The sequence below is a fragment of the Candidatus Leptofilum sp. genome (assembly GCF_965223525.1).
GTDB lineage: Bacteria > Chloroflexota > Anaerolineae > Promineifilales > Promineifilaceae > Leptofilum.
In genome coordinates, this window is the sequence record NZ_CBDCWX010000004.1 from 857,298 (window position 1) to 878,188 (window position 20,891).

16 protein-coding genes are annotated in these 20,891 nt (G+C 53.1%); 10 read left to right on the forward strand and 6 right to left on the reverse strand.

Annotated elements, in window-relative coordinates; all coding sequences use genetic code 11:
- Nucleotides 1–120: 120 nt before the first annotated feature.
- Nucleotides 121–918: an alpha/beta hydrolase family protein gene (locus tag ACOQPM_RS03845; RefSeq protein ID WP_420627905.1), complete on the forward strand. Its 798-nt coding sequence runs from the start codon at nucleotides 121–123 to the stop codon at nucleotides 916–918.
- A 78-nt stretch (nucleotides 919–996) separates the two neighbouring features.
- Here ACOQPM_RS03845 and ACOQPM_RS03850 read toward each other — a convergent pair whose 3' ends face one another.
- Both ACOQPM_RS03850 and ACOQPM_RS03855 read right to left on the reverse strand, forming a co-directional pair.
- On the reverse strand, nucleotides 997–1,818 hold the full coding sequence (locus tag ACOQPM_RS03850; RefSeq protein ID WP_420627906.1) for a CoA-transferase subunit beta: 822 nt from the start codon (nucleotides 1,816–1,818) through the stop codon (nucleotides 997–999).
- Between the two features lie 68 nt (nucleotides 1,819–1,886).
- On the reverse strand, nucleotides 1,887–2,708 hold the full coding sequence (locus ACOQPM_RS03855; protein ID WP_420627907.1) for a CoA transferase subunit A: 822 nt from the start codon (nucleotides 2,706–2,708) through the stop codon (nucleotides 1,887–1,889).
- Nucleotides 2,709–2,784: 76 nt separating this feature from the next.
- Between ACOQPM_RS03855 and ACOQPM_RS03860 the strand changes: the two genes are divergently transcribed.
- Nucleotides 2,785–4,230: an SUMF1/EgtB/PvdO family nonheme iron enzyme gene (locus tag ACOQPM_RS03860; protein WP_420627908.1), complete on the forward strand. Its 1,446-nt coding sequence runs from the start codon at nucleotides 2,785–2,787 to the stop codon at nucleotides 4,228–4,230.
- Nucleotides 4,231–4,355: 125 nt separating this feature from the next.
- On the opposite strand, the gene ACOQPM_RS03865 is transcribed toward ACOQPM_RS03860, so the two are convergent.
- Nucleotides 4,356–5,288, reverse strand: coding sequence for a polyprenyl synthetase family protein (locus ACOQPM_RS03865; RefSeq protein WP_420627909.1), 933 nt, complete (start codon nucleotides 5,286–5,288; stop codon nucleotides 4,356–4,358).
- Nucleotides 5,289–5,657: 369 nt separating this feature from the next.
- On the opposite strand from ACOQPM_RS03865, the gene xpt reads away from it, so the two are divergent.
- From xpt to ACOQPM_RS03890, 5 genes are all read left to right on the forward strand, one after another.
- Nucleotides 5,658–6,230, forward strand: coding sequence for a xanthine phosphoribosyltransferase (gene xpt / locus ACOQPM_RS03870; protein ID WP_420627910.1), 573 nt, complete (start codon nucleotides 5,658–5,660; stop codon nucleotides 6,228–6,230).
- Nucleotides 6,231–6,295: 65 nt separating this feature from the next.
- Complete coding sequence (guaA, locus tag ACOQPM_RS03875) at nucleotides 6,296–7,885, forward strand: glutamine-hydrolyzing GMP synthase (RefSeq protein ID WP_420627911.1); 1,590 nt, start codon at nucleotides 6,296–6,298, stop codon at nucleotides 7,883–7,885.
- A gap of 111 nt (nucleotides 7,886–7,996) precedes the next feature.
- Nucleotides 7,997–8,974, forward strand: a complete 978-nt coding sequence (locus tag ACOQPM_RS03880) for a DUF7544 domain-containing protein (RefSeq protein ID WP_420627912.1) — start codon at nucleotides 7,997–7,999, stop codon at nucleotides 8,972–8,974.
- Nucleotides 8,975–9,072: 98 nt separating this feature from the next.
- A complete protein-coding gene (locus ACOQPM_RS03885) occupies nucleotides 9,073–10,023 on the forward strand; it encodes a hypothetical protein (protein WP_420627913.1) in 951 nt (316 codons plus the stop codon).
- 88 nt (nucleotides 10,024–10,111) lie between these two features.
- Nucleotides 10,112–12,262 (forward strand): hydantoinase/oxoprolinase family protein, encoded by a 2,151-nt coding sequence (locus ACOQPM_RS03890; protein WP_420627914.1) that lies wholly within the window; start codon nucleotides 10,112–10,114, stop codon nucleotides 12,260–12,262.
- Nucleotides 12,263–12,315: 53 nt separating this feature from the next.
- Here the strand turns inward: ACOQPM_RS03890 and fusA are convergent, their stop codons facing one another.
- Complete coding sequence (fusA, locus tag ACOQPM_RS03895; protein WP_420627915.1) at nucleotides 12,316–14,382, reverse strand: elongation factor G; 2,067 nt, start codon at nucleotides 14,380–14,382, stop codon at nucleotides 12,316–12,318.
- 420 nt (nucleotides 14,383–14,802) lie between these two features.
- Between fusA and ACOQPM_RS03900 the strand changes: the two genes are divergently transcribed.
- A complete protein-coding gene (locus tag ACOQPM_RS03900; RefSeq protein ID WP_420627916.1) occupies nucleotides 14,803–15,846 on the forward strand; it encodes a LiaI-LiaF-like domain-containing protein in 1,044 nt (347 codons plus the stop codon).
- A gap of 47 nt (nucleotides 15,847–15,893) precedes the next feature.
- On the opposite strand, the gene ACOQPM_RS03905 is transcribed toward ACOQPM_RS03900, so the two are convergent.
- Both ACOQPM_RS03905 and ACOQPM_RS03910 read right to left on the reverse strand, forming a co-directional pair.
- Nucleotides 15,894–16,322 (reverse strand): SufE family protein, encoded by a 429-nt coding sequence (locus ACOQPM_RS03905; protein ID WP_420627917.1) that lies wholly within the window; start codon nucleotides 16,320–16,322, stop codon nucleotides 15,894–15,896.
- Nucleotides 16,323–16,332: 10 nt separating this feature from the next.
- On the reverse strand, nucleotides 16,333–19,479 hold the full coding sequence (locus ACOQPM_RS03910) for a hypothetical protein (RefSeq protein WP_420627918.1): 3,147 nt from the start codon (nucleotides 19,477–19,479) through the stop codon (nucleotides 16,333–16,335).
- Nucleotides 19,480–19,601: 122 nt separating this feature from the next.
- Between ACOQPM_RS03910 and ACOQPM_RS03915 the strand changes: the two genes are divergently transcribed.
- Nucleotides 19,602–20,090 (forward strand): DinB family protein, encoded by a 489-nt coding sequence (locus ACOQPM_RS03915; protein ID WP_420627919.1) that lies wholly within the window; start codon nucleotides 19,602–19,604, stop codon nucleotides 20,088–20,090.
- A gap of 3 nt (nucleotides 20,091–20,093) precedes the next feature.
- Nucleotides 20,094–20,888, forward strand: a complete 795-nt coding sequence (locus ACOQPM_RS03920) for a thymidylate synthase (RefSeq protein WP_420627920.1) — start codon at nucleotides 20,094–20,096, stop codon at nucleotides 20,886–20,888.
- Nucleotides 20,889–20,891: the final 3 nt, after the last annotated feature.

Below are 20,891 nucleotides of genomic sequence, written 5' to 3' on the forward strand. Positions count from 1 at the left end.
CCCCGTTCTGCCAACGATATTTCGATACGCTGCTATCCAGTGACGACCTGACAGGTTTTTCATAGAAAAGTTGGTTACACTTGAGGAAACCTGTCAGGTCTGCGTAACGGGAGACTCTTTTTGGAATACTTAGAGAAGCAAGTTTTCGTTGGCAAAGATAAAGAAATTGTGGGGATCGTGACGATGCCAGTGAATGAGGCAACTAATCCCGCAATTTTACTTTTGCATGGCTTTGCTAGCCACAAAGATGAAGTTGGCAATATGTTTGCCGATTTGGCCATTGAATTGGCAAAACAAGGGATCGGCTCGCTGCGAATAGATTTCCGTGGTTGGGGTGAGAGCGGGGGCGATATGGCAGATACGACTGTGCACCGACTTTTGGAGGACGCTCAAGCTGCCTCACACTATTTGCTGTCACGCCAAGAAGTAGACCCTAGCCGCGTCGGCATTCTGGGCTTCAGCTTGGGTGCGGCCGTTGCCCTGCTTGCCGCTGCAGAACAGCCTACAAGGTTCAAGACGATGGCTTTGTGGTCGCCAGCAAGACGTTTGCGAGCGCAGTTTCTTGAGTCGTTGGGAGAAGATAATTTTGCCTATGCCCAAAAGCACGGGCAGGTGACCATTGATTTAGGCTGGCGCTCCGTGACGTTGAAAAATAGCTTTTTTGACAGCTTGGCAGCGTTCAGTCCTGGGCAAGCGATCAAACAGTTCCAGAATCCATTATTGGCAATTGCGGGGCGTTTGGATTCCCCAGCTTCGGAGAATGCCAGAAATTATGTTGAGGGGGCAGCAACGGCCCAGAAACGGCTGATACTCATAGATGATGCTAATCACACCTTCAACGTTTTATCGGGGGATCGCACCATAGCAACCAGGGTGATTGAAGAGACAGGCCGTTGGATGCTCGAAACGCTGGCATGACGAGGGTTGTGCAAAGACTACAAAAGTCTTGCTGAAGTGAGGCTTTTGGCAAATTGTCCTGAGACTTTTGTAGTCTGCTTACGAAGGTTGCGCTTTTTCGGCAGCGAGGATTTGGCGGAGTTTGGCTTTGCGGTGGGCGCCACGCAACGTTTCCAGGGTGCGAATGCCCAGTGGGTCAATTTTTTCGCGTAGAAGTTGAATCTCTTCGGCCGTAGGCGGCTCTGTTTCGTGCAAATCGGGGGCAACTTCCAGGGGGAAGCCGGTTTTGGCCTGGATGCGCTTGGGTGTAATACCTGGGTGATGGGTGGTAAGGTGGAGACGGCCGTTCTCACCACCAAAATCAAACTGCCCCAAATCACTCACCAAATAAACAGGCCCGCTGCCCTGCGAGCGTTCCGGTGCGTGTCCCAATCCGCTGCGAAAATCAAGCTGCGGCACAAAGGTGTGCCGCCCGTGGCGCGGTACGTAGAGGCACACATGCTCCTCGAAAACGGTCACGTCCGGGATGCCTGCTGAGCCAGGCAGCCGCAGCCGGGGCTTCTCATAGCTGCCGCCCATAAACACATTGTTGAAGTTGCCAAATGGGTCTACCTGGCCGGGTCGGAAAAACTCTTTGGGTCGGTAGCGGGGCAAGAAATCGCAAACACCTGTAATGAAATTGATGCTGAACAAGCCATTGTTGAGCCACAAATTTTCTACCGTGGCTAGCCCTAGCGGGGCAAATTCTTGGCAAAATGTCTGCCCAATGGCCGAAATGAAGGTGAGGTTGGGGGCGTGCGTCAGCTTAGCCAGCAGATAGCCCGCCGCCACCAGCGGCGTGGCCATCCCCTGTGCTACCAGTTCACCATCCTCAATTTGGCGGCTAATGCAAACGCAAATCAGTTCGTCAATCGTGTACATAATTTTTAGCCACGGATTACGCGGATTTCTTGGATTTTAATCTGTGGAATCTGCGTAATCTTTGATTTTTAACTTCTTGATTGTTTAACGTAATCCTCAAACTGCCCACTGTGGCAGGCATCAACGTAGCGCAGGATTTCTTTGCCGTCGAGGGGGTAGGCGGGGTAGCAGGAGGTGGGCCAGGCGCCGTTAGGGACGTGGCAAACGGCCGTTACTGGCAAACCCGTCAACTCCACAGGCCCTTCCAACTCATCCACCACCTCTTCCGCCGTGATGATGACGGTTTTGGCCACATTGCTGAGCATTTCGTCAATCGTTGGATTGCCGCCCAGAATGGCGTTGCCGAATCTGTCTGCCTTCAGCACGTGGATGATAGCCACGTCTACCTCGATGGCAGGAAAAGCGGTGAGCGTTTCGCCGCTATATGGGTCGATGATTGTTTTCACGTCGGGGCGTACTTTGAATAAATCGGTGCCTTGCCACGCGCGGCTGGGGATGAAGCCCAGCTTGCCCACGGCGGCACGTAAACCACACGCAATGCTCGCCTCGCTTTCTTCGATGATGGTGAGACGGCCGTCTTCCACCGCCTTGGTAAACATGGGTGCCAGGCCAAACGATTCTAGCCCAAAGTAGCAGGTGCGCGTGTGGCTCACGCAGCCGCCACCCACCAGCATGTCGCTGGCAAATCCAGCGGTAAATGCCAGCAGCGTCAGGTTTTGTGGACGGGGCTGCTGTTGCAACAAAGCCCGCACAAAAGCAACGGGACGCCGATAAATGGTCATCCCACCCAGGGCGATGGTTTGGTTATTTTGGATGAGGGGGAGAACGGCCGTTAAATCCACCAATTTATCTTGCATAAGAACAAAATTGTAGATGGTGAAGCGTTCCATTGCAACGTCTCTGCACAACCCGGCATGATTTTGTATAATTGTCCAAACCAGCAACCAACCAATTGCCTAAATGCCCATGAAATTCAACAAACGCCAACTCAACGAATTTATCATCAAACATTTGAACGATGAGGAACTACGCATCTTGTGTGCTGTGGAATTTCGGGATGTGTATGATGATTTTTCTGATGGCTGGGGCAAAAAACGTAAGGTGATAGAACTGATTGGCTGGTGTGAACGCAACGCCGAGGAAGAGAAATTACTTGCCGTTTTACAGAGGGAACGCCCCAGACCGTTCCGTATCACTTTTGGGCAAACAAATGTGCGGGTAGAAACAGTTTCAGTTCCCAAAGGCAAGCGCAACCCGCGCCAAATTTTTATTAGCCATGCCCACCAGGATGCTGAACTGGCGCAGCGGCTGGCCGTTGATTTACGTACCAACGGCTGGCAAACCTGGATTGCCCCCGACAGCATCCAGCCCGGTGAGCAGTGGGTTGAAGCCATCAATCGTGGCTTGGAAGAGAGCGGCGTTTTTATTGTTTTACTCACGCCAGAGGCCGTGCGCTCCAAATGGGTGAAGCGAGAAACCAACGTAGCGCTGAGTTTGGAGCATGAAGGGGAGATTACGTTTTACCCGCTGGATGTGAAGCCGTGCCGCCCACCAGCCCTATGGCGCGGCTATCAGTTCATCGCCTTCAAAAAAGAATACCAGACAGATGTGGCACGCTTGCTAAAGCTGTTGGCTAGCGAAGCCGTTACACTCCAATCGCCGCCCAAAATGGAAACCAAACCTGCCTCACGAAAAATTGAAAAGCCAAAACCCGCACCTGCAACAATTGAAGTGCAGTCTCGTGAAAAACTCCAGATTCTCATTCCCAACCCGCCAGATATACGGGTGCATTCCATCACGGGCAAAGAGATGATACGCATACCGGCAGGTGAGTTTTTGTATGGCGAAAACAAAGAAAAGAGATACTTGCCAGAATATTGGATTGCTAAAACCCCGGTAACAAATGCTGAATATTCTCGCTTTGTAATTGAAAAGAATTATGCCCTCCCTGCACATTGGCAGGGAGCAAATGTACCACCAAATTCGATAGCTGATCATCCTGTTGTATATGTTTCCTGGAGAGATGCCTACGCATACTCAAAGTGGGCAAATTGTCTTTTGCCGACTGAGGAGGAGTGGGAAAAAGTTTCTAGGGGAGTTGATGGGCGGAAATATCCTTGGGGCAATATATGGATAGACGGTTATTGTAATACAATTGAAGTTGGAATCGATTCGACATCCACTGTAGCCCATTTCTCACCTGATGGGGATAGTCCTTTTGGATGTGTGGATATGGCAGGAAATGTCTGGGAGTGGACTAATTCACATTATAGAGAAGACCATAATTGGTATGTTTTAAAAGGTGGTGCCTTTGGTTCAAATAAAATGAAATGTAACAATGATTTTCGAATAAGTGGATTTCCCGATGATTGGTACTATGATATTGGATTTCGGGTTGCTGTGCACTTTTAAATTTTGATTATAAGGATTGTATATTGATACTTGCCCTGCCTTCAGCAAATGAGTCCAACTAAAAAACGCGGCAATCATGCCCGCGTTTTTTAGTTGAAAGGGTGGTTCGCGAACCACCCTTTTGCTTATTTCTGGCGATCCAGTACCAGTTCGATGAGGTTTTCCATTTCGGTGCGGGCGGGGGAGGGCGGTAGGTTGGTTAAGGCGGTGCGGGCGCGGGTTGCCGTTTCCTCAGCCTGCATCCGGGCAATTTCCACCGCACCAGATTCGCGCAGGTTGGCCATCATCCGGGCGATAGGATCATCTTCTACTTCGGCCACTGCCTCTTTTACAGCAAGGCCACCATTTTGTGCAGCCATCACGCCGCGATTTTGGGCGATGTCGGTGCCAACTGGCTTGCCCAACGTCTCCGGGTCGCCAATGATGTCTAGAATGTCATCCACAATTTGGAAGGTGAGGCCGAGGTTGTAAGCGTAGGTGGCGAGGGCTTCAATCGTATCTTCGTCGGCGTCGGCCAGCATCGCGCCCATGCGGGCAGCGGCTTCAAATAGGCTGGCCGTCTTGCGGCTGATGATCGTTTTGTACGTTTCACGATCCATATCGCCCGCTTTGGCGGCAGCGGCTTGCAGCGTTTCACCCTCTACCAGCTTGGTGGTGGCAGTGGCCATGATGACGTTGTACTCTGATGGGTACGGGGCCATCATCTCGTACACTTTGGTAAAGAGGTAGTCGCCAGCCAGTAGGGCAAAGGTGCGGCCCCAGCGGGCGTGGACGGTAATTTGCCCGCGCCGCGTGGTGCTGTGGTCGTTGATGTCGTCGTGAACCAGGGTGGCGGTGTGAACCATCTCGATGGCGGCAGACATGGGGATGACGCGCTGCACATCCTGCCCACCAGCGGCCAAATAGGCCAAAATGCCTAGCTGCGGCCGTAGCCGCTTGCCGCCAGATTGAATGATGTGCAATCCGGCATCTTGCAGCACATCCACGTCGCTGCTAACGATGTCTCGCAACTGTTTTTCTACCGCTTCCAGTCCTTCTTGCACAATGTTATTTACCATAAGATTTACCTTGTTCACAACTTTCAATTTTTTTTGAACGATATGTGAATTATAAAATAGGTTCAGAACGGCGTCAAGGAAATTGTGAAAATTATCGCAACCTCTTACTTTCTTTTTTGCCACAGAGGAAAAAGAGAAAAACTCTAGAATCTCTATGTTCTCTTTATTGCACTCAGCACAAGCCTGTGGCTACTTTTTTCGCCTGTTTATGATGATATAAGATATTATTCGTTTGACAATGTGAATGTCGGCCGATTGGCCTGATAAAAAGCGGACCACGAATAGCTCGAATGGACGAATATGACAAATGGGATTAGTGGCATTTTTTTCATTCGTGTTATTTGTGTTTTATAAAAGGAATGTAACGGAATGGACGCATTAAAGCGCAGGATTGTGCAGGAAGGGCAAAATTTGGGGCGGGGTATTCTCAAAATTGACAGTTTTTTGAACCACCAGATTGACGCAAACTTAATGGAACAAATTGGCGAGACGATAGCTGCCGAATTTACTGCTACAAAACCGACGCGAGTGCTAACCGCCGAAGTTAGCGGCCTGATTCCGGCGGCGATGACGGGCAAAGCGTTGGGCAATATCCCAGTAGTGTATGCCCGCAAAAAGAAGCCCATCACGATGATGGAGCCGGTGTATGTGGAAAATGCGCCCAGTCATACCAAGGGCAGCGTTGTCTCGCTCATGGTGTCGCCGGAATTTTTGCAGGCAGCGGATCGGATTTTGATTGTGGATGATTTTTTGGCAACGGGGCGTACCATTGCCGCATTGGCGCGGATTGTGCAGAGCAGCGGGGCGACGCTGGTGGGCATCGCTACAGTGGTGGAGAAAACGTTTGAGGGCGGGCGTGACCTGCTGGCGGAATGGGGCGTGCCGATTTTTTCTGCCGCGACGATTGTGGATATGTCAGACGGCCGTATCCAACTCGCCTGATTTTTAGCCACAGAGGACACAGAGGTGAAAGAGAAAACCTCTAATCCCAGGAGATAATAGATTTAATGACAGCCCACGATACGATCATAATTCTCGATTACGGTTCGCAATACACCCAGCTGATTGCCCGGCGGGTGCGTGAAGCAAATGTGTACAGTCGCCTTGTTTCCTGGACGACCCCGGCAGATGAGGTGCTGGCTCACAAACCAAAGGGCTTCATCTTGAGCGGCGGCCCCAACAGCGTGTATGATGACGGTGCGCCAACGCTGCCCGATTACGTCATTGAAAGCGGTTTGCCCGTGTTGGGCATCTGCTATGGAATGCAGCTGCTGGCGCGCCGTTTTGGTGGCAAGGTGAGACACAGCCAGCAGCGGGAGTACGGCCCCGCGACTTTGTGTGTTGATAAGACAGACAGTCCGTTATTTAGAGATTGGAGACTGGAGACCAAGATGTCTAATCTCCAGTTTCCAGTCTCCAATCTTCAACAAGTGTGGATGAGCCACGGTGACAAAGTCGAAGCATTGCCCAACGGGTTCCAGCCATTGGCACATTCAGATAATTCACCGTTTGCGGCGGCGGCTGACGTGGAGCGGGGGTATTACGCGGTGCAGTTTCATCCAGAGGTCGTGCATACGACGCAGGGGGCGCAGCTACTCAGTAACTTTGTACACCACATTTGCCGTTGTGGGGCAGATTGGACACCTGCTAACTTTATTGAGGAGCAGGTGGGGTTGATTCGGGCACAGGTGGGAAACGGCCGTGTTGTCCTCGGTCTTAGCGGCGGGGTAGATTCGGCCGTAGCGGCTGCCCTCATTCATAAAGCCATTGGCGAGCAGCTCACCTGCATTTTTGTGGATCACGGCCTGCTGCGGCAAAATGAAGCTGGTCAGGTAGTGGAGACGTTCCAACGCGAGCAGGGAATGAACCTGATTGCCGTGAATGCAGTTGAGGAATATTTGGAAGCGTTGGCAGGCGTCACCGAGCCTGAGCAGAAGCGGCGCATCATTGGCGAAAAGTTCGTGCGGATTTTTGAGCGGGAGGCCAACAAGCTAGGGCAGATTGGTTTTTTGGCGCAGGGTACCATTTACCCTGACGTTATCGAAAGTGCGGACAAGGGCAAAAAAGATGCCCACGTTATCAAAACGCACCACAACGTGGGCGGCTTGCCGGATGATATTGCCTTTGAACTGGTGGAACCGCTGCGGGAGTTGTTTAAGGACGAGGTGCGGACGATTGGCACTGCGCTTGGCTTGCCAGACAGCATCGTTTGGCGACAGCCGTTTCCGGGGCCGGGGCTGGCCATTCGCTGCCTGGGCGAGATTACGTGGGAGCGGCTGGAGCGGCTGCGGCTGGCAGACGCCATCTTTGTGGAGGAGCTGCGTCAGGCAGAGATGTTACGCACGGGAACGCAGCAGTCGTTTGCGGTGCTGCTGCCGGTGAAGAGTGTGGGGGTGATGGGTGACGGCCGTACTTACCAGGAAGTGATCGCCCTCCGCGCCGTCACCACCGAGGATTTCATGACCGCCGACTGGGCCAGATTGCCCTACGATCTGTTGGCGACGGTGAGTCGCCGCATCGTCAATGAAGTGGCTGGTGTGAACCGTGTGGTCTTGGACGTCACCTCTAAGCCACCAGGGACGATTGAGTGGGAGTAATGCAACGGAACGGCCGTATTTTGCGTAAAGCAGCATGAACATTTTGGCGATTATTTCATGACAAAATTGGGCAATTCTGCGCCAATTTTGCTGTTTACAGGAGAGTAACTAATGGATTTTGGAAAGCTTTTCCGACGTGGTTGGGAAGTTGTTTGGCAAAATAAATTCCTTTTTATTTTAGGCTTTTTGGCAGCGCTAGGCGGTAGCGGTGGCGGCAGTAGCGGCGGTAACTTCAACTACAATATACCGTCTAGCAGCACCTCTACTGAGCCATTTCCCCCGGAAATTATTGATCAGTTCAACTCATTTTGGGCGGATTTTGGCGGCCTGGTTCTTGGCCTGGGTTGTTTCTTATTCATTTTGGGCATTGTATTTTGGCTGATTCGCCTGGCCGCACAAGGTGGGCTCATTGAAGCAGTCGATCGTATTGAGGCTGGCGAAAAGATGAGCTTCGGCTCTGCTTTTTCAGCAGGCGTAGCTCGCATTGGCGGACTGGTCGGCCTTAATTTGCTTCTCAATCTTCCTTTTATCCTCTTCGGTTTGGTAATTGGTGGTGGCTTCGCCTTTGTTGGTTTTTCCCTTTTTCAAGAAGGCGGGAACATGACAGAAGCCATGGCCGGTACTATTAGCATCTTGGCAATTTGTGGGGGGCTTCTTGCCTGTTTACTTGTTCCCTTAGGCCTTATCGTGACCTTTTTACAGCCATTTGCCCAACGCGGTTTGGTGATTAAACAGCTAGGCGTGATGGATAGTATTCGGCATGGCTGGGATGTGCTGCGCCAAAACCTGGGCGATATCTTGTTACTAGGGATTGCTTTCTTTGTGCTTGGCATCCTCGTCGGTTTTGTGTCCCTCTTTGTGATGGTTCCGCTGGCCTTTTTAGCCGCCGGGCCAGTGCTTTTTGACCTGTTTCAAGGCAACCAAATTGACTTTGGCATGTCAGATATTGTTCTGCTGGCGTTCGGTGGCATCTGTTTGGGGCTAGCCGGTGCAGCTATAAACTCCATTCTGACGGCTTATCGCTCTGCGACAGTAACCCTGGCTTACCAGCAATTTATCCAGAAAGATGGGTTCCAAAAAGATGTGTAGGTACCCGTGAACGGCAATTCGTGATCAGTAATCGGTATTTAGGACGGATGACTGTTCACTGATTACCGGTTACTGTTTACCGAATACCGGTAAGCGTTATGACCCCAGACTTACTCTCGCATTCCTGGAAGCTGCTGCGGCAGAATCCCTTCCTGCTTTGGCTGGGGCTGGGAATGAGCCTGAGCAGCTTATTTGGCACGGGCTGGCGACTGTGGCTAGGGCAGTTGATTACACTGGACTTTGCCCAACTAACCAACATTCAAACGATTGAATCGCTGTTGTTTAGCACTGAAATTGCGAGCGCAATTGCGCCAATGCAGCAGCTCCTTTGGCGGGGGCTGCTGCTTGCATTTGGGCAGTTTGTATTGGTTTGGTTGGTTGCACTTTTGGCAGAGGCGGGGATTATTACGGCCGTTTCCACCACCGAATCTCGTCAACCAATCAACCTGTGGCAGTCGCTACGTCAGGGGCGTGCCTGGCTGGGCCGCTTTTTGGCGATTGATTTGCTGGTGTTCTTCCCCTGGTTTCTCATCGCGCTGCTGATGCTGCTCATTTTGCTGGTTTTGGCGTTGGTGCTGGCCAGTTTTGCCGTCAGCGAGCCGAGTGCAGGCACCGTATTTGCCACAACAGGAATGGGGCTTTTTTGTATCATTGGGTTGGCGGCATTGCTCATGCCGGTGGGGTTGCTGTCGTTCTGGTACCGGCTGCTCACCTTTCGGCAGGCGATTTTGCATGGGGTGGCGGGGCGAACGGCCGTTCGCCAAACGTGGCAGCGCATCCGGCAAAATTTTGGCGATCTGTTTGTGCTAATTGTGATTTTGTGGGGTGGGCAAACGCTGCTTTTGGGCGCGGTCAGCCTCGTCACCTCTCCGCTGCTTACCTGGCTGACGCCCCTCACTAATTCAGATACAATCGCGCTGCAAGCCACGTCCTGGCTGGCACTGCTGCTTGTCACGCTTTTGGTTTGGTTTGTGCGCGGCAGCCTGACCGCATTTGTGGCTATCGCCTGGACGCTTGCGTATCAAAATTTGAGCAAAGTAGAGAATTAGCCGCGGATTACGCAGATTAGAAGGATTTTTTTTAGAGCAAAGAAAAATTTGCAAGCGTAATCTGCGCGAATCTGCGGATGGAAAGCGTATGGATCAAAGACTCGGCGTGGATACGGGGGGGACGTTTACCGATTTTGTGTGGCTGGGGGCAGACGGCCGTACCCAAATCCACAAGCAGCTCAGTACCCCGCATGATCCCTCAGAAGCGATTTTGTCAGGAATAGAGACGATGATGGTGCCAGAAACGGCCGTTGTCGTTCACGGCAGTACGGTGGCCACCAATGCCTTGCTAGAGCGCAAAGGGGCACGGACGGCCCTCATTACCACCAAAGGGTTTGCCGATGTGCTGGCCATCGGGCGGCAAAACCGTCCCGATATTTACGCCCTGGTGCCGCAAAAGCCGCCGCCGCTAGTGCCTGCTAACTGGCGGCTGGAAGTGGCAGAGCGCGTCACCGCCAGTGGCGAGGTGCTGCATCCTCTAAACCTGAATAAGCTACCCGCCATTTGGCAAAGGCTGCAGGCGGAGCAGATTGAATCGGTGGCCGTGTGCCTGCTCTTTTCCTTTTTGCACCTTCAGCATGAGCAGCAAATTCGCCAATTTTTGCAAGAACAGGCGGGAGACGCGCTGCACATTTCTCTTTCTTCCGACATTTTGCCAGAGTACCGTGAGTACGAGCGCACGGCGACAACGGTGATTAACGCTTACGTGGTTCCCCTGATGACGCGCTACCTGCGGCGTTTGGCGGCTGGCGTTCAGCCGCGTCGCCTCTCGGTGATGCAGAGCAACGGCGGCATTATTTCTGCCGCTACCGCCGGGGCACAGGCGGCACGGACGGCACTGTCTGGCCCGGCAGGGGGTGTGGTTGGGGCGCGGTTTGTGGCGGGGCAGGCTGGTTTTCCTGAAATCATCACCTTCGACATGGGCGGCACGAGTACCGATGTGGCGCTTTGCCCTGGCCGCTTGCCCACCACTGCCAGCGGCGAGATTGCTGGCTTGCCGCTGCGTTTGCCCATCATTGATATTCACACGGTGGGCGCAGGGGGCGGCAGCATGGCCGGCGTGGATGCTGGCGGTGCGTTGCAGGTGGGGCCAGAAAGCGCGGGGGCGTTTCCGGGGCCTGCTTGTTACGGCCGTACCGAAAAGGAGATTAGAGATTGGAGACTAGAGACTGAACAAAAATCTCAAGTCTCAGGTCTCCGGTCTCTGTTAGCAACCGTTACCGATGCAAATTTAGTTCTAGGCCGACTGGACGCGGATCATTTTTTGGGCGGCACGATGCGTTTGGACGAAACGGCAGCACGCGAGGCGTTATCTAATTTGGCTGAGAAAATGAAGGTAGATGATGCGGAAACGGCCGCTTGGGGCGTCATCCAGGTTGCTAATGCCAACATGGAGCGTGCCATCCGCCGCATTTCGGTGGAGCGTGGCTACGACCCGCGCCGCTTTACCCTGATGCCCTTTGGCGGAGCCGGGCCGCTGCACGCCTGCGAATTGGCTGAGAGTTTGCAAATTCCGCGCGTGCTGGTGCCGCCCGTGCCGGGTGTGCTCTCGGCGTTGGGGATGCTGGTGGCTGCGCCTACCAAAGATTACTCACAAACGGTGATGCGTACCGTGCAGCAGTGGTCGCAGGCAGATGAGGCGTGGCTGGCCGCGCAAGCCGAGCCAATCGCTGCCCGCGCTATCGCGGATATGGTGGCCGAGGGGCATGAAGAATCGAGCGTCACGTTACGCTATCGGCTGGACGTGCGGTACAAGGGACAGTCACATGAGCTAACGGTTCCCTGGCAAGCAGGCGATTTGGCCGTGAGCGATCTGTTCCACGCCGCGCATGAGCAGCGATACGGCTACCGTTTGCCCGATGACGAATTGTTGGAGGTGGTTACGCTGCGGGTAACGGCCACTTCGGCGGCGGACGCAGAGTCCGCTCTTAGCGCAGGCGTTGCCCCCGTTGATTCCCTCGCTAATCAACATGAATCATTGGGCGAGCCAGATGCCAGCACAGCAATTATTGATGAGAAGATGGTTTGGTTTGGGGAACGGCCGCTTCGGCATGGCTCAGTGCAGGCATACCAAACGAACCTGTACAATCGAGAAAAATTACGCCCAGGCCACCAGTTTAGCGGCCCCGCCATTGTGTTCCAATATGATACGACGATTGTGATTCCGCCCAGTTGGGAAACGGCCGTAGATCAATTTCACAATCTGATTTTGACTAAAGGGGAAGAGACTGGAGATTAGAGATTGGAGACTGGCTAATCTCTAATCTCCAGTCTCCAATCTCTAACAAAATTTTAGCTTTCTTCGTCTGCGGCTTTGGCTTTGGCAATAACGTCTGCCTGCATGTGGTTGGGCACACGGCCGTAGCGCAAATATTTCATGCCAAACACACCACGTCCCTGCGTCATCGAGCGCAGATCGGCGGTGTAGGTTTGCATTTCAGCCAGCGGCACCTCTGCGTTTACGATGCTCTTGGTGCCTTCCTGGTCCATGCCCAATACGCGGGCGCGGCGGGTGTTCATATCGCCTAAAATATCGCCCATGTTGTCTGATGGCACGGTAACAGAAACTTCATAGATCGGCTCTAGCAACACAGGGCCTGCGCCCAGCATGGCTTTCTTAAACCCTTCACGCCCGGCCGTCTGGAAAGCAATTTCCTTCGAGTCTACCGGATGTTCCTTACCGTCGTAAACAATGGCTTTGACGCCAACCACTGGATAGCCAGCCACCGGGCCAGATTCAAGTGCCTGACGGCAGCCTTTTTCGGTGGCGGCAACAAATGGTTGGGAGATAGCACCACCAAAAATTTCGGAGCCAAACTCAAATTCAGCATCATCGTCCAGCGACTCTACCCGCAGGAAGACGCGGGCATACTGCCCAGCACCGCCAGACTGCTTTTTGTGCGTGTATTCGGCTGAGTTGGTTTGGGTGATTGTTTCGCGGTAGGGTACTTTGGGGATGGTGGTGTTGAAATGCACACCAAATTTGGATTCCGCTTTTTTGACGGCAATATCCAGGTGGGTGTTGCCCATGCCGGCAAGAATTGTTTCATGCGTGGCGGTTTCTGTATGCCATTTCAGCGTTGGGTCTTCGGTGGTAAGGCGGTTGAGCGCTTGGCTAAGTTTGGCCACGTCTGATTGGGAGACAGGGTGAATGGCAACCTGGGCAATGGGGTTTGGTTGCTCGATGGCAGCAATTTGCAGCTTGTTGCCTTTGTCGCATAGGGTGGCGTTGGTGTGGGCATCGCCCAATTTTACAACGGCACCGATGTCGCCGCTGTGTAGCTTGGGTACGGCCGTTTGGTCTTTACCCGTCAATATTTGTAGCGTACCTACCCGGACTTCGCTATCACTCATGGCATCCCAAATGCGGCTGTCGGACTCCAGAATGCCACCGTAGACGCGAATATAGCTCATACGGCCGTATGGGTCTTCCCGCGTCTTGAAAATGAAGGCTGCCAGCGGGGAACTGTCGTCCACTTTGTGGATCACTTCTTCGCCAGCGGCGTTGGTAGCCGTAAACCCATCGTTTTCGTTAGGGGCAGGGAAAAGGCGCACCAGGGCATTCATCAGCGGCACTACGGCAACATTGGCTTGCGGGGCGCTGTAGATGACCGGAATGGCCGACCCTTGCTGCATGGCCAGCTTGAGACCACGAATAATATCTTCATCCGACAAGCCGTCATCCTCAAAATATTTTTCCATCAGCTCGTCGTCACCCTCGGCAGCGGCCTCAACAATGGCAAGATGAGCTTCTTCGGCGGCATCGGCCAGGTCGTCGGGGATGGGGCCGCGTTCGTCCTTTTCACCCAGGCGGACTTCCATCGAGAGCAAATCCACCACGCCTTTGAAGTTGGTGCCTTCACCGATGGGGAGTTGCAGCGGAATAAAGTTGCCGCTCAGATTGTCCCGAATACTCTGGAAGGCACGAGCCGCGCGCACATTTTCACGATCCATCTTGTTGATGACGATCATGCGGGGCAAGCTGCGCTTTTCGGCTTCGCCCCAAACAATTTCGGTACCCACTTCTACACCAGAGACGGCTTCTACCAGCACCACGGCACCCTCGGCAACGGCCAAAGCGGCGTTCACCTCGCCGATGAAGTCGGCGTAGCCAGGCGTGTCTAGCACGTTAATTTTCTTCTCTTTCCATTCAATAGGTGCCAGGGCAGTGGCAATTGAGCTATTGCGGCTGATTTCTTCTTCTTCAAAGTCCATTACGGCTGTACCGCTTTGCACATCCCCCATGCGGGTGGTGACGCCCGTGTTGAAAAGCATTCGCTCGACCAGGGTTGTTTTGCCCGCACCGTTGTGCGAGATGAGGGCAATGTTTCGGATTTGTCCTGTCTTAAACTCTTTCATTCGTTAAAAACCTCTTGGAATTGTGTATAAGGTATTATTTATAGATAATTTTGTGCAGGTGACGAGACCACTGGATTGATGTGTTTGGGGATTGGGATGGTTGGTGCGAAAGTGTATCAATGATGGTTTTGGTAGCCGCCACCTGATCGGGGAAATCAAGTGGGTGGTTCCTTTCTTGATTTGGTTCTTTTACTGAAGCGACTGATTTTAGATGAATTTGTACACACCTTTTGCTTCAGTTCATCTGTTCAGAGCCTGTTTTCTTGGAAGAAATTTGATTGCCGGAACAGAAGTGAACGGGGGCGATTTTATTGGAAAACAGGGGAGTTGTCAAAATGGTGCAACGGCCGTTTGCCTGTTGCGTAATAGGTGATAGTTGGCGTAAAAACGCTGGAGATTTGTTACTTGGAGGCATTGCAGATGGATGATTTACAGAGTCGTCGTAGACGGAAAAGCGGCCGTTCCTTGTTTGGGCCGATTTTTTTAATTGGTGTAGGTGCTTACTTTTTGTTGCGGAATATGGGCGTTGTGTCTGACCTCAACTGGGGGTTGGCCTTCCAGCTTTGGCCGTTGCTGCTTATCTTTTTGGGGTTGAATATTATTGTGCAGCAGGTAAGACGGCCGTTTGGCACTTTCTTGAGCGGCATTGTGAGTTTAGCAGCCGTGGGCGTCTTTGGTGCCGTGCTGCTGTTTGGCGTGGAGCTGCCGTTGCTGTCTCGGTTTAATTTGCAGTCTGCAGCCAACTATCGGCAAGAAACGGTAACGGTTTCTGCCGAGGGTGCCCGAAGTGCCGAAATCTTCCTGGATTTAGGTGCGCTGGGGGCAGATGTCACTGACCTGGAGAGCGACCAAAATTTGCTGGAAGGGAACTTAAGCCTGGTGGGCGAACTCCAGTTTCAGGAGTCGCTACAAGGGTCTAAAGCCAATATTTCATTAGGTGAACGTAACCTGAACTTTTGGAACGGCGGCTTTGCATTTGGCGGCCAGGAACCACCGTGGCAAATTGGCTTGAGCCGCACCGTGCCCATAGATTTGAACGTGGAAATGGGTTCGGGGGCTTCTGATTTGAAGCTTGGTAGCTTGAACCTCGAAGATTTTGCACTTGATATGGGGTCTGGGGCGGCCAATGTGCAGCTACCCGGTGGGGCCTTTGAAATTAATATTGAAGGTGGGTCCGGCAAACTGGTGATGACGCTGCCGCCAGACGGCCGTCACCGCATAGATATTGATGGTGGGTCTGGCGCAATGGACCTCTTTTTGCCGCCGAATATGGAAGCACGGGTGGAGCTAGACAGCGGCTCTGGGCGCGTCTCGTTAGATGACCGCTTTGAGCGCATCTCAGGTGACGACAGGGATGGTATCTGGCAAACCCTTAACTATGAAGCCGACAGCAACAACCGTTTGCTCATCATTATTGAGGGCGGCTCTGGCTCCATTGCCATCCGCCCGCAGACAGGGCGGTAATCGATAATCAGTATTCAGTAATCAGTGGTCGGATTACCGAATACCGTTTACTGATTACCGTTAGCAGCAAGCTGCTGCATGTGGGCGAGAACGGCCGTAATACCATTCAGTCGTTGCCCCGTAAGCACTTGCTGCAAGCCCATGCCCAGATAAAACTCCAGGGGAATCTTTTGGATGTCTTCTGGCGTTGTCCAGCCGATGCCTTCTTGCAGCAGCGAGGCGTAGCCGCGCACGGTGGGAGCTTCTTCGGGAATGTCGAAGTGGTAAAAGATTTTGCCATCTTGCCATTCCGGGAAGATGAAGACGGGGGACATGCACTCGTGTACCTCGTCTTTATTGGCGTCGCTGGTGTCAATGTGGTCTGGCACGGGCGGCAGCTTTTCGGCAAACTCCAGCAAATATTCCAGCTTTTCTTGCCCTTCACAGATGGCAAAATCTTCAACAATTTCTTCTAATTTTTCTGGTAAGTCGTTCATACTGTCTATTTTATCTCTCAACTTCTCGCATACCGTAAACGTGGATTTCGCCAGCGGTGGTGCCAAAAAGTAGGTAATGGCCATCCGGCGAGAAGATAAGCGAGGTGACGCCGTCGGCTTCAGCATCTAGCTCAAGCAGCATTTCGCCGTCCTCGGTGTGCCATAGCCGCACCGTGCCATCTTCCGGGCTGCTGGTGGCTAAAATGGTGCCATCTGGCGAGAATTCGGCGTGCGCATTGCCAGAGTGAATACCTTCTAAGCCATAGATCAAAGGTGGGCTGTTGTTTTGAGCGGCATAATCGTACAGTTCGACACGGCCGTTTGCAAAACCCAGTGCTAAAATTGTGTTGTCTGGTGATAGAGCCATGTCAATCGTACCAGAGACGTTTTTGTTAAACGGCCGTCCAAAGCTCCGGTTTATTTCTTCCCCCACAAAAACGGACTCATCTTGCCCTTCATCCTCAAGGAGCCCAAAAAACGTCCCATCATAAGAAAATATAGCGTCCCGATAGCAGGCATTGGTGTTGTAATTTTGCGATTCGCTATCAATTTCTTCCAGGCCGTCTTCTGTGACTAAAAAGTAGCCCCATTTAGCACGTCCACCTATCAGAACGGCGTTGCCATTTGGGGTAAAAGCGGCACTGCATGGGTTGCTTAAGCCATACGCAGAGAGGCTGTTTTGCTGCCAAATTTGCTCGCCTAAATCTAATGCCCAAGCAGTTGCTGTGCTGCCTGTTATAGCGTACATTTCAATGTGATCAGACGTAAAACCAATCGCCCGAACTGCCCCAAAGGTCGTTTCTTGAGGCGGTAACATCAATTGTCCATCTGACAGCCGCCAAAGGTAGATGGTGGCAGGCGGCGTGAGCTCGTGTCCGTCGTAACGCCCTGCGGCAATGTAGCGTGGGGCAAAGGTAGAGGCGGGGCCAATGGCGAGGCTTAGTGGAAAAAACTGTTCATCATCTCCCCCGGTAAGGGTGATGATTTTGACAAGATTTGCCTCTTCGAGATCGTTTGCGGTCACAAACGGCCGTAGTGGGTCTTCATCAACATCATCCAAGCGACGATCATCGTCGGTATCTGGGTCTAACGGATCCGTGCCTAGCATCACTTCATCGCCGTCTTGCAGGCCGTCTTCGTCGGTATCAGGGTTGTTGGGATTCGTACCAGCGGCCGTTTCCTGGGCTAGTGTCAGTCCATCGGCATCCACATCTACATCTTGAGCCAGGATCGCAGCAGCCGTTGCCGTAGCGCGTATGGCTTGCGCTTCTTCACTGTCATCGTTTAGCTCTGCTAGTTGAGTATCAAGCGTGCCTTGTAATTCAATCAAATTATTTATTTCTTCATTGGCAGCGCGGGCGGCATTGACGGCAGCAACGGCTGTTGCTTCGTTATTAGAGGCATTCAAGGCATTGGCCTCAGAGGTGGATTGGGCAGCAACGGCCGTTTCTGCCAGTTCACGGTTATCCTCAGCCTGCCGACTAAAAACGATGCTGGCCACAATTGAGCCCACTAAAATGATCACTAAGGCGCTGATGCCCAAAATCTGGATTAAACGTTCACTGCGGGCGCGATGTTCAACGGTATGAACGCTCTCGGCCAAAAATCCCCGTTCCAAATCGTTGAGTTCATCATCGTGCTGGGAGGCCCACACCTGCGCTTGCTCCAGCCGTGCGCCGCGATACAGTTCGCCGGAATCGCGGTTAAGCTGCTGCCATGCTTGGGCAGATTCCGTCAGGTGGCGGTGCAGACGCAGGCCGTCTCGGTTTTCATCCAGCCAGCGGCGTAGCGTCGGCCATTCGCGGATGAGGGCCTCGTGGGCCACTTCGGCAGATTCTTCATCTGTGGTGACCAATCGCGCCGCAGATAGCAGATTGAGGACAGCCTGGGTTTCTTCCGCAGCATCGCTAGCGGGCAGTAATTCGCTAATGAGGGCGCGGCGGCGCGTGTCTTGGGTGCCTTCGCCCAGCTCTGTGAGCCGCAGGAAGATGCTGCGGGCGATTGTTTGCTGGTCTGGCGTGAGCTTTTGGGCGTAGACGGATTCGGCCGTTTTGGCTATGGCGCCCTGCACGCCACCTGCATCGGTGTAGCCGCTAAAGGTAAGCGTGATGCCTTCGCGCCGCTGCCACGTTTCTAGCAGAGCGTGGGAAAGCAGGGGCAGCGCACCGGGCTCTGGCGTTTGTTCGCCCGTTGCGCCCACGTCGCGCAACAGCAAATCAACCAGACCCTCCTCGAAGGTGAGGCCATGCTGCTGGGCCGGTTGCTCAATGGCGCGGCGCAGCTCGGTGGGGTTCATGGCACCGATGTACCGCTGTTGCGTTTCTAGCAGGTGGCGCAGGGGTTCATATTGGGCGCAGTGGTGGTAAAAGTCGGCACGCAGGGCGATGATGGCGCGGGTGGGGCGGTTGCTGGCAGCGTCATTGGGATTGGAAACGGCCGTTACCAAATTATCCACAAAGGCTTGCCGCTCTCTTTCTGACCGGCACAGGGTAAACAACTCTTCAAACTGGTCAATGACCAGCAGTAACTGCTCATCTTCTTTTACCAGCCGCCGCGCTGCCAGATGCAAGCTGCGTGGATCGCTGGCCATCGCGTCAATAAATTTAGCCGTCACGCCCACAGAATCGGTATGGCGGGTTAAGGTAGTGGCTAATGCTTCCAGCGGGTGGTGTGTGGGCGTGAAAATGTGGATTTTGAGGCTGGGCTGCACTTTTTGCAAGGCAGGCACCAACCCTGCCCGCACCAACGACGATTTGCCGCTGCCGGATGCGCCAACGACGGCTAAAAAGTTGCTCTGTTGCAGGTGGTCAGTCAGTTTAGCCGTGAGTGTTTCGCGGCCAAAAAAGAGGTCGGCGTGGTCAGCGTCGAAATATTTCAGACCCATGAACGGGGGATCATCGTCGGAAACGGCCGTTGCCATCATCTTCCGCCAATTCACTCTGGGTCGTATTCCTTCGCATAGCGAAATTAGTTCGGCAATCCGCTGTTCACGCACGCAGAGCGAAACCAACTCTCGCGTTTTGTCCAGCTTGCTGCCGGGCGGCAACGCTTCGTAATCCAGATTCAGGTCAAAACAAAGTGTTCGCAGCTCACTTTCATTAAAAGCGTCTACCATTGCTTGGCGTAGTTTTCGTTGATTGAGGGTTTCAGCGGTCATTGGCACGCATTGTACGCGAGGGGGGGGAAACATCGCAACAGGCAATTTTCTGCACCGCTTTTTTACGGACGGCCGTTTCCTCTGTGCTATACTCGGCAAAGACTGCAAAAAGGACAGAAGAAATGTTTAATAAAACTCAATTCAACACCCTATTTGCCTACCATTGGCACATCACCCAGCAGCTTCTGGACAAGGCTAAAAATCTCAGTGAAGCCGATTTGCACGATAATCCAGGCTACGCACACGGCTCGATCTTTGATCTGTTTTTTCACCTGCTGCAAACGGATATTGCCTGGCGTAAAGGTTTGGAAAGTGGCAAGCAGCAGTCAGGTGTGGAGAAGGGGCAATATCCCGATTTGGCAGCTATTGAAGACGGTTTTGCGGCAGAGGCAGTCGCTTGGCAAGCTGTTTTGGATGGGTATACGGCCGTTCAAATTGAAGGTAACATTGATCTCATCAACTGGCGCGGCGACAAGATGACCTTCCCCTTGTGGCATATTTTGCAGCACGTTGTCTTTCACGGAATGCAGCATCATGCCGAGCTGGCGCAGTTACTTACCAACAAAGGGCAGTCGCCGGGCAACATAGATTTGCTATTTTTTCGAGGTTAAAACATGGAACAATATCTGGAATTAATGCGGTACGTCAAAGAAAATGGCGTGCGTCGGGAAGACCGGACAGGCGTGGGGACGATGAGCGTCTTTGGCTACCAGATGCGCTTTGATCTGGCGGCAGGCTTCCCGGCCGTGACTACCAAAAAGCTCCACTTCCGCTCAATCATTCATGAACTGCTCTGGTTTTTGCAGGGTGACACCAATATCCGCTACTTAAACGAAAACAAGGTTACCATTTGGGATGAGTGGGCCGACGAAGATGGCGAGTTGGGGCCAGTATACGGGTCTCAGTGGCGATCTTGGGCGGGTGGAAACGACCGTACCATTGACCAAATCTCCCAGGTGCTGCACAGCCTCAAACACAACCCCGACTCCCGCCGCCACATCGTCTCCGCCTGGAACGTAGCCGATATTGACCAGATGTCGCTGCCCCCTTGTCACTGCCTATTCCAATTTTACGTGGCCGACGGCAAGCTCTCTTGCCAGCTCTACCAGCGCAGCGCCGACATTTTCTTGGGTGTCCCCTTCAACATCGCCTCCTACGCCTTGCTGACGCTCATGGTGGCGCAGGTGCTGGACTATGAACCTGGCGAATTTGTTCACACGCTCGGTGACGCCCACCTTTACCTGAATCATTTGGAGCAGGCCACGTTGCAACTTTCCCGCGATCCCTTCCCGCTGCCCCAAATGCACTTCAACCCAAACATCACCGACCTATTCGCCTTCCGCTACGAAGACTTTGAGCTGGTCAACTACCAATCCCACCCAACCATCAAAGCTCCTATCGCCGTCTGAGGA

Coding starts and splice junctions, on each gene's coding strand:
- ACOQPM_RS03850 (WP_420627906.1), bottom strand. CDS start 1,818: ATGTACACGATTGACGAACTGATTTGCGTTTGCATTAGCCGCCAAATT.
- ACOQPM_RS03860 (WP_420627908.1), top strand. CDS start 2,785: ATGAAATTCAACAAACGCCAACTCAACGAATTTATCATCAAACATTTG.
- ACOQPM_RS03890 (WP_420627914.1), top strand. CDS start 10,112: ATGGATCAAAGACTCGGCGTGGATACGGGGGGGACGTTTACCGATTTT.
- fusA (WP_420627915.1), bottom strand. CDS start 14,382: ATGAAAGAGTTTAAGACAGGACAAATCCGAAACATTGCCCTCATCTCG.
- ACOQPM_RS03910 (WP_420627918.1), bottom strand. CDS start 19,479: ATGACCGCTGAAACCCTCAATCAACGAAAACTACGCCAAGCAATGGTA.
- ACOQPM_RS03920 (WP_420627920.1), top strand. CDS start 20,094: ATGGAACAATATCTGGAATTAATGCGGTACGTCAAAGAAAATGGCGTG.
- ACOQPM_RS03915 (WP_420627919.1), top strand. CDS start 19,602: ATGTTTAATAAAACTCAATTCAACACCCTATTTGCCTACCATTGGCAC.
- guaA (WP_420627911.1), top strand. CDS start 6,296: ATGACAGCCCACGATACGATCATAATTCTCGATTACGGTTCGCAATAC.
- ACOQPM_RS03880 (WP_420627912.1), top strand. CDS start 7,997: ATGGATTTTGGAAAGCTTTTCCGACGTGGTTGGGAAGTTGTTTGGCAA.
- ACOQPM_RS03865 (WP_420627909.1), bottom strand. CDS start 5,288: ATGGTAAATAACATTGTGCAAGAAGGACTGGAAGCGGTAGAAAAACAG.
- ACOQPM_RS03885 (WP_420627913.1), top strand. CDS start 9,073: ATGACCCCAGACTTACTCTCGCATTCCTGGAAGCTGCTGCGGCAGAAT.
- ACOQPM_RS03855 (WP_420627907.1), bottom strand. CDS start 2,708: ATGGAACGCTTCACCATCTACAATTTTGTTCTTATGCAAGATAAATTG.
- ACOQPM_RS03905 (WP_420627917.1), bottom strand. CDS start 16,322: ATGAACGACTTACCAGAAAAATTAGAAGAAATTGTTGAAGATTTTGCC.
- ACOQPM_RS03900 (WP_420627916.1), top strand. CDS start 14,803: ATGGATGATTTACAGAGTCGTCGTAGACGGAAAAGCGGCCGTTCCTTG.
- xpt (WP_420627910.1), top strand. CDS start 5,658: ATGGACGCATTAAAGCGCAGGATTGTGCAGGAAGGGCAAAATTTGGGG.